General features: G+C 40.2%; 9 protein-coding genes. 4 read left to right on the top strand and 5 right to left on the bottom strand.

Features of this window, described 5'->3' with window-relative positions; translation table 11 throughout:
• Positions 1 to 165: 165 nt before the first annotated feature.
• The 3 genes from Q0296_RS03040 to Q0296_RS03030 all read right to left on the bottom strand — a co-directional run bounded on the left by Q0296_RS03040 (position 166) and on the right by Q0296_RS03030 (position 1741).
• Positions 166 to 510, bottom strand: coding sequence for a barstar family protein (locus Q0296_RS03040; protein WP_298036394.1), 345 nt, complete (start codon positions 508 to 510; stop codon positions 166 to 168).
• Positions 511 to 595: 85 nt separating this feature from the next.
• The gene (gene acpS, locus Q0296_RS03035) at positions 596 to 964 is read right to left on the bottom strand and encodes a holo-ACP synthase (protein ID WP_298036392.1); all 369 of its coding nucleotides are present in this window, start codon (positions 962 to 964) and stop codon (positions 596 to 598) included.
• Positions 965 to 979: 15 nt separating this feature from the next.
• Positions 980 to 1741: a TatD family hydrolase gene (locus Q0296_RS03030; protein ID WP_298036390.1), complete on the bottom strand. Its 762-nt coding sequence runs from the start codon at positions 1739 to 1741 to the stop codon at positions 980 to 982.
• 136 nt (positions 1742 to 1877) lie between these two features.
• On the opposite strand from Q0296_RS03030, the gene Q0296_RS03025 reads away from it, so the two are divergent.
• Together Q0296_RS03025 and Q0296_RS03020 are read left to right on the top strand one after the other, a co-directional pair.
• Positions 1878 to 3068 carry a NifS family cysteine desulfurase gene (locus tag Q0296_RS03025; protein ID WP_298036387.1) on the top strand — a complete coding sequence of 397 codons (1191 nt, stop codon included), beginning with the start codon at positions 1878 to 1880 and terminating at the stop codon, positions 3066 to 3068.
• 16 nt (positions 3069 to 3084) lie between these two features.
• The gene (locus Q0296_RS03020) at positions 3085 to 4077 is read left to right on the top strand and encodes an iron-sulfur cluster assembly scaffold protein (protein ID WP_103594411.1); all 993 of its coding nucleotides are present in this window, start codon (positions 3085 to 3087) and stop codon (positions 4075 to 4077) included.
• A 74-nt stretch (positions 4078 to 4151) separates the two neighbouring features.
• Here Q0296_RS03020 and miaA read toward each other — a convergent pair whose 3' ends face one another.
• Together miaA and Q0296_RS03010 are read right to left on the bottom strand one after the other, a co-directional pair.
• Positions 4152 to 5027, bottom strand: coding sequence for a tRNA (adenosine(37)-N6)-dimethylallyltransferase MiaA (miaA, locus tag Q0296_RS03015; protein WP_298036380.1), 876 nt, complete (start codon positions 5025 to 5027; stop codon positions 4152 to 4154).
• 2 nt (positions 5028 to 5029) lie between these two features.
• On the bottom strand, positions 5030 to 6244 hold the full coding sequence (locus tag Q0296_RS03010; RefSeq protein ID WP_298036377.1) for an FAD-dependent oxidoreductase: 1215 nt from the start codon (positions 6242 to 6244) through the stop codon (positions 5030 to 5032).
• 90 nt (positions 6245 to 6334) lie between these two features.
• Between Q0296_RS03010 and mqnP the strand changes: the two genes are divergently transcribed.
• Positions 6335 to 7207 (top strand): menaquinone biosynthesis prenyltransferase MqnP, encoded by an 873-nt coding sequence (gene mqnP, locus Q0296_RS03005; protein ID WP_103571712.1) that lies wholly within the window; start codon positions 6335 to 6337, stop codon positions 7205 to 7207.
• A partial coding sequence (locus tag Q0296_RS03000) for a hypothetical protein (RefSeq protein WP_298036371.1) occupies positions 7204 to 7706 on the top strand: 503 nt, incomplete at its 3' end. The genes mqnP and Q0296_RS03000, both read left to right, overlap by 4 nt.

Below are 7706 nucleotides of genomic sequence, written 5' to 3'. Positions count from 1 at the left end.
GCATTTGTATTATTCTGATTTTTATGATTTGTATTTGAAAAGTGAATAATTCCTTTAATCTTAAGTATTATTAGATTTTATTCTAAAATAAGGAGAAAATCTTTTTTACAATCATTATTTTCCCCTTTTTTATTATTTCAATATTCATGATAACCCTTTAAAAATTTACTCTATAATAATCCTTACATTATTTTTTGAATTTACACTGTTATCCCAGAAATCCCTATATAATTCTAAAGAAGCAGATATATCTAAAAACAACTTTTCATTTCTTTCCTTTAAGAATTTTAAATTTTTAAAAATAATAATAATCTCATCTTCTTCTATCCAGCTTAAATCTCTCATACAGTCATTTAGGGAATCATATGAGTTTTTTCTAAAATAAGGAGGAAAATGAAAAACATCATCCATTTCCTTAAAAAAACTGCTACTATTTTTTACATTTTTCAAATCAATTTCAACTTCAAACATTTTATTTTTCAGATATCCCTTGATTTTGTGATTCTTCATTTAAATTTCTCCTTATAGATTTTCAGTTGCTGTCTTTTTCATCAATTTTATATTCAATATATTCAAAATTTTTTCTTTCATTTTTTTATTCTTTATAGATAATAACAGTAGAAACGGCATATTCCCTGCTATGTGAAATACTTATCTGTATTTTAAGGTCTTCTGCATGATTTAGAAGATTATTGTAAAGGGTAACAGTGGGCTTCCCCAGCTCATCATTAAGTATTTCCACATCATTTAAAGAAAAGCCCCTCACACCTGTTCCAAGTGCTTTTGAAACTGCCTCTTTTGCGGCAAATCTTCCGGCATAACTGGCATAGGGCTCCTTCTTCTTTTCTATGTATTCTATTTCCTTTTCAGTATAAACTTTCCTTTTAAATGATGAAGTTCTGTTAATAGCTTCCCTTATCCTGCTTATTTCAATGATATCAGTTCCTATTCCATATATTTTCATCATTTCTCCTTCAATCTACAGATTATATATTTTCTTGGCATTTTCAGTCGTAACTTTTATTACTTCCTCTACAGAAAATCCCTTTATTGCCGCTATTTCTTCAGCAACATACTTTGTATAGACAGGCTGATTCCTCTTTCCTCTGAAAGGTACAGGAGTCAAATAAGGGCAGTCTGTCTCAAGAACTATCTTATCAAGAGGCAACTCTTTTACCAGTTCCTTTGTTTTTCTGTTATTCTTAAAAGTAACTGTTCCGCCTACTCCTATATAGTATCTGTCAAGAAAAGGCTTTGCCGCCTGAAAAGATCCAGGATAGCAGTGAAGTATTCCTCCTACATTTGGATATTCCTTTAAAATATCAAGTGTATCCTGTAATGCTTCCCTTGTATGAATCACTATCGGCAATTTCACTCTTTCAGCAAGTTCTATCTGCCTTCTGAATCCTTCCTTCTGCACTTCTTCCGGATCTTCCATCCAATGATAGTCAAGCCCTATTTCCCCTATTGCAACAACCTTTTTTTCACTCAGTGCCAATCTTTCCAGTTCCTTGTCGACTTCAGCGTTATATTTTTTAATATCTACAGGATGTATTCCAATCACTGCATGAATAAAATCATATTTATTTGCAAGTTCTATACTTTTCAATGAACTTTCCATATCGAAGCCAATACTTACAATTCCTTCCATCTGTTCCTCTATATTTTTCATAACATCGTCAAAATCTTCCTGAAACTGCTCATCATAAATATGTGTATGAGTATCTATTATTTTGGACATTTTCAATCCTTCCTTTACTGATAAACTATATAATTTTAAATTCATATAATTATTAAATATATCTTTTTTAATTTTTTGTTATAATATCCCATCAAAAATAAAAGGGATATTTTTTATCCGAATTAAGGTTTTAAATTTGAGAGTATATTTAGACAATAACGCCACAACGATGGTTGATCCAGAAGCTTTTGAACTTATGAAGCCGTTTTTTTGCGAAAAATACGGCAATCCAAACTCCCTACACAAATTTGGCTCAGAGACCCACCCAGCACTAAGAACAGCACTAGATCAGCTCTACGCTGGACTAAATGCAAAAGATAGCGATGACATCGTCGTTACCTCATGTGCGACCGAGAGCAACAACTGGGTAGTAAAAGGCATCTACTTTGATAAGATCGCAACTGGCGAGAAAAAACGCATCGTAACAACCGCAGTCGAGCATCCAGCCATTTTGGCAACTTGTAAATTTCTAGAAAAGCATGGCGTGGAGCTTACGGTTTTAGACGTAAATAGCGACGGTATCGTTACTCCAGAGCAGCTAAGGGCTGTCATGGACGAAAATGTCGCACTTGTCGCCATAATGAGCGCAAACAACGAAACTGGCATGATATTTCCTATAAAAGAGCTTGCCAAAGTCGCCCACGAATACGGCGCATTATTTCACACTGATGCCGTGCAGGCAGTCGGTAAGATAAAGATAGATGTTCAAGACCTAGACGTTGATTTCCTAAGCTTTTCAGCGCATAAATTTCACGGACCAAAGGGCGTTGGAGCGTTATTTATAAAAAATAGCATGCCACTAAGCAGCTTGCTTCACGGCGGCGAACACATGGGCGGACGCAGAAGCGGCACACTTGATGTACCAGGTATCGTTGGCATGGGCAAGGCGCTTGAACTAGCAAATAAATTTATGGATTACGAGCATTCGCATGTTCGCCGTTTGCGTGACAAGCTAGAAGATGCGCTACTGCAAATTCCTGACGTTAGCGTCGTTGGTAAAAAAAATCAACGCGTGCCAAACACTATCCTAGCCTCTATCAAAGGTGTCGAGGGTGAGGCTATGCTTTGGGATCTAAATAGAGCTGGCATAGCGGCATCTACTGGCTCTGCCTGTGCGAGCGAGACGCTTGAGAGCAACCCTATCATGGAGGCTATAGGCGCTGACAAAGAGCTAGCCCACACCGCACTTAGACTCTCACTTTCTAGGTTTAACACAGAAGAAGAGATCGACTACGCGATCGAGCAGATAACAAAGGCTGTAAATAGGCTAAGAGGCATCTCAAGCACATTTGCATACGCCCCAGAGTGGCATAAGAGTGGATTATAAAATTTAAAGGAAAAACATGGCAAAAAATAACTTAATCGGCGGCTCTATCTGGGATGAATACTCAAAGGTAGTGCAAGATAGGATGAATAATCCTAAATTCATGGGCGAGCTAACCGAAGAAGACGCCAAAAAAGCAAACGCAAAGCTCATCATCGCTGACTTTGGCGCGGAAAGCTGCGGTGATGCGGTAAGGCTTTACTGGCTCGTTGATGAGAAAACTGACAAGATAATAGACGCTAAATTTAAAAGCTTTGGCTGTGGTACGGCTATAGCTAGCTCTGATACGATGGCTGAGCTTTGCATCGGCAAAACAGTCGATGAGGCGGTTAAGATCACAAACCTTGATGTCGAAAGAGCTATGCGTGACAACCCAGATACTCCAGCTGTGCCACCTCAAAAGATGCACTGCTCGGTTATGGCGTATGACGTTATCAAGGCAGCTGCTGCAAGCTACAAGGGCATAGACCCAGAGCACTTTGAAGATGAGATCATCGTTTGCGAGTGCGCTAGAGTGAGCCTTGGCACGATCAAAGAGGTGATAAGACTAAACGACCTTCACACAGTTGAGGAGATCACGCAATACACCAAAGCAGGCGCATTTTGTAAATCATGCGTTAGACCTGGCGGACACGAGAAAAAAGATTATTATCTAGTTGATATCTTACGCGATACGAGGGCTGAGATGGAGCAAGAGAGGCTCGAAGCTCAGGCAAATGCTCAAGCAAACAACACACTTAGCGACGTTAGCTTTGAGAGCATGACGATGGTTGGCCAGCTAAAAGCGATCGAGTCGATCATCGATAAAGAGATCCGCCCGATGCTTATGATGGACGGCGGAAATTTAGAGATCATAGACATCAGAAACGATAATGGCGAAAATATCGACGTTTATATCCGCTATCTTGGCGCTTGCTCTGGCTGTGCGAGCGGCTCGACTGGCACGCTTTATGCGATAGAAAATGTCTTACAAGAGAGCCTAAGCCCAAAAATCAGGGTCATGCCTATATAAATTTATCGAACGGCTTCTTTTGGAGCTGTTCGCCCCCCCTGCTAAATTAAATTTACCACCTAGACAATTTAAATTTAACCTTTTAAAAACTTCAAAATTTCACTTCTAGTCTGCGCCAAGTCGCCAACAAATTTCTTCTCAAACTGCGATCTATTAAAGGTTCGCTGACGCTTAGCAAGCTGGGCTGTATGCGTGGCGATGAGCGTTTCTAGCTCACTTTTTGAAATTTCACCCTCCAAAAACTGCTTGCACTCCTTTAGACCTATTGATTTTAAAGGCTTTGGCTCGCTTTTATACTTGTCAAATAAAAACTTTGCCTCATCTATCAAGCCCTCACCTAGCATATTTTTCGTTCGCTTTGCGATGCGAGCTCTAAGCTCCTCTTTATCCCATAAAATTTCAAATATCGCAAGCTCTTTTATGACACTCTCTTTGGTATTTTGCTTTAACCAAACGCTTGGGATTTGGCCGCTAAATTTATAAATTTGATACCATTTTTCGAGGCGATAAGAGTCGTTTTGGCTAAATTTGCCTGCAAACTCAGGGTCGTTTTGTAAAGCTAGCTCGTAAATTTCCTCGTTGCTTAAATTTATCTCGCATTTTGGCACGTCTGGTGCAAGACCGCGAAGCATCGCCTTTAGATAAAAGCCGCTCCCGCCTGTGATGATGAGCGGACAGCCTTGTGAGAGCGCAAATTCCTTTGCGTTTTTGTAAATTTCAAAAAACGCCCCAACGCTAAAATCCTCATCAGGGTAAATTTCATCCACCCCAAAGTGCCTCACAACCTCTAGCTGCCAAGGCTTTGGCTTTGCGCTAGCGATATCTATCTCTTTATAAAGTGCGAGTGAGTCAAGGCTTAAGATGACGCCATTAAATTCCTTTGCTAGCTCAAAGGCTAGATCGCTCTTACCGCTTGCTGTGGTGCCAATTAGCGCGAGCTCTTTAAACAAATTTAGCCCTCGTAAAGTGAGCTAAAAAGTAAAATTTCATCGCTATCTTCGTTGCTTTTGCCCTCTTTTATAAGATCAGCCAAAACGCCTGCAAAGTGCGGTGCAAAGCTTAGTTCATTTAGCCCGTACGCTTGGTTATAGAGTAAATTTTGATAGGTCTCATCACGTCCGATCGCTGGCTTGTCGTTTGAGCTAAGAAGCACGAAATTTGCCCTAAAACTAGGCTCTTTTAGCTCGCTTATGCCAAGGTGCCTTTTTAGCTCGTTTAAAAATGCGTTGATCTTTTCTGTTTTAACGAGCGTATCGATCGCGCCCACTTGTAAATTTGTGATGATCGTGACGCCATTTTTGGTTGGATAAATTTTGGCAAACATATCATTTAAAATGATCGGTTTTTTAGGGATCTGACCCTCGCTTAGCACAAGGTCGATCGTGTAAAATTTAGCCAAAATGGCGCTTAAATTTGTCCCAAGCTTGCTTGAAAGCTCCAAATTTCTACTAGCCACGACAAAGCTATCAGCCTCGTATTCGCCAGCACTGCCAACAGCCTTTTGCACGGCTTGCCTCTGCGTTTTTAGCTCATAAATTTCATCATTTATAAACTGCGCTCCAAGCTCATTTAGCTCGCTAACAAGCGCCTTTTTTAGCTCACCTGTGTCGATACTTGCGTTTTTGCTTAAATTTAGCACACCTTTTATGTTTTTATTTATCAGACCAAAATTTGCTAGCTCACTATCCACGCTTAAAATTTCTTGCTCGCTATCAGCGACCCTTGTCTCATCAAGCCTCTTTTTAAAGCTCTCATCCTCGCTAAAGATGAGATAAACGCCACTTTTTTCAAATTTTATCTGCGGATATTTTTCGTTTAGCTCTTTTAAAATTTCAAAGCTCTTTTGTCCAAATTTCTTAAACAAAATTCTCATCTTTTTATCGTGAGCCTTTGTTGATTTAAGCGTAAAATTCGCCATCCAAGCCCTAAAGTTTTCATTTAGGCAAAGCGCTATATCAAGCTCGCTTTTTTTACTAACTAGCCCCAAAAACGAGCTAGATATCGCTCCATCTCTTGCGAGCGCTGGGGTGTTAAATGGGGTTAAAATTCCGCTTTCAAACTCATCTTTTTGGCTACTAATAACTAAAATTTCCTCACCCTTTTTAGCTAGCTCAAACGCCGTAAACAACGCACTAAAACTATCTCCGATAATCGCTATTTTACTCATCATAACCCTTTATTTTAAATTACTCTCGCAATGATAATATAAATTTAGATTTAAAGCAAAATGGTGTAAAATCAGACACTTTTTAAAAAGATGGAAATTTATATGATCAAAAAGCTAAAAGATATCGCAGAACTCATCGTTTTTAAGCACTCGGTTTTTGCCCTGCCCTTTATCTTTGTGGCGATGATAGTTGCGAGCAAGATAGAAAATGGCTCGGCTTGGTTTGGCTTTAAACTGCTTATTTTAGGCACTCTTTGCGCAGTCAGCGCTAGAAATTTCGCCATGGCGTTTAACAGATACCAAGACGAAGACATCGACAAGCTAAACCCACGCACCGCAAGCCGTCCAAGCGTAGATGGGCGCATCGGCAAGGGCAATATGCAGCTTTTCATCGCAGCAAACGCGCTTATCTTTATCATCTGCGCTTATTTTGTAAATTCGCTCGCATTTTGGCTAAGCTTCCCTATCCTTGCCGTGCTTGGCGGATACTCGCTATTTAAGCGCTTTAGCGAGCTAGCGCACTTGGTGCTAGGCCTTAGTCTTGGACTTGCTCCTATCGCTGGCGTGGTCGCAGTAAGCGCTGCCATACCGCTTTGGAGCGTCCTACTTTGCCTTGGTGTGACATTTTGGGTGGCTGGATTTGACCTGCTTTACTCGCTGCAGGATATTAAATTTGACCAAGAAAACAAGCTCTTTAGCATACCAGCGATATATGGCGACAAGGCGACACTCTTTTTATCAGCTATTTTTCACGCCTTAGCTTTTATACTCTGGCTACTTTTTGCTTGGGCGGCTGGACTTGGGGCGATGGCGTTTTTTGGCATTGTGGTAAGTGGCGTGATCTTATTTTTCGAGCATAGGATCGTAAGGCGTGACTTTAGTAAGATAGACAGGGCGTTTTTCACACTAAATGGCTACTTGGGAATTTTATTTTTTATCTTTGTTTGGATAAGCGTATTATGAGCGAAGTAAGGCTTTTTAAAGCGCCTCTTAGCATGGTTTATGAGTGCGATAGCTCGGGGGACGAGAAATTTTTAAGAGAATTTAACTCTATATTGCCAGGCGATGAAGATGCGCTTGGAGCGTGGCTAAAGCGAGCCAAATCACGCGGCGAGACCAAAGAGAGCGACCAAGTCTTGCTAACGCTTGTCATCGAGCTTCATAGAAAGATCGACGCGCTTAGTGATTATATAAAAAATGAGCACAAGCAGTATCTGCCACTAAAAGAGAGCGCAGATATCGATGAGATCGGCTTTACACATATAAAAATAAGCGAAGATAAATTTAAAAAAGATGAAATTTACTACGCAAGGATTGCGATGCCTATCTTTCCAAAGAGAAATTTGAGCCTTTATCTAAGGGCGCAGGATGAGAGGCTAGCAAAGATAGAGAACATGCACGAAGAGGATGAGGCCGACTGGAACGCTTATGTGACGGCTAGAGAGCGTGTGATGATAAGAGA

Origin of the sequence: uncultured Campylobacter sp., assembly GCF_937890585.1 — a bacterium.
GTDB lineage: Bacteria > Campylobacterota > Campylobacteria > Campylobacterales > Campylobacteraceae > Campylobacter_A.
This window is presented reverse-complemented; position numbering and strand designations above follow the sequence as displayed.

Bases quoted from the DNA above. Each gene is read 5' to 3' on its own strand.
- acpS (WP_298036392.1), bottom strand. From the start codon at position 964: ATGAAAATATATGGAATAGGAACTGATATCATTGAAATAAGCAGGATA.
- Q0296_RS03040 (WP_298036394.1), bottom strand. From the start codon at position 510: ATGAAGAATCACAAAATCAAGGGATATCTGAAAAATAAAATGTTTGAA.
- mqnP (WP_103571712.1), top strand. From the start codon at position 6,335: ATGGAAATTTATATGATCAAAAAGCTAAAAGATATCGCAGAACTCATC.
- Q0296_RS03030 (WP_298036390.1), bottom strand. From the start codon at position 1,741: ATGTCCAAAATAATAGATACTCATACACATATTTATGATGAGCAGTTT.
- Q0296_RS03010 (WP_298036377.1), bottom strand. From the start codon at position 6,244: ATGAGTAAAATAGCGATTATCGGAGATAGTTTTAGTGCGTTGTTTACG.
- Q0296_RS03020 (WP_103594411.1), top strand. From the start codon at position 3,085: ATGGCAAAAAATAACTTAATCGGCGGCTCTATCTGGGATGAATACTCA.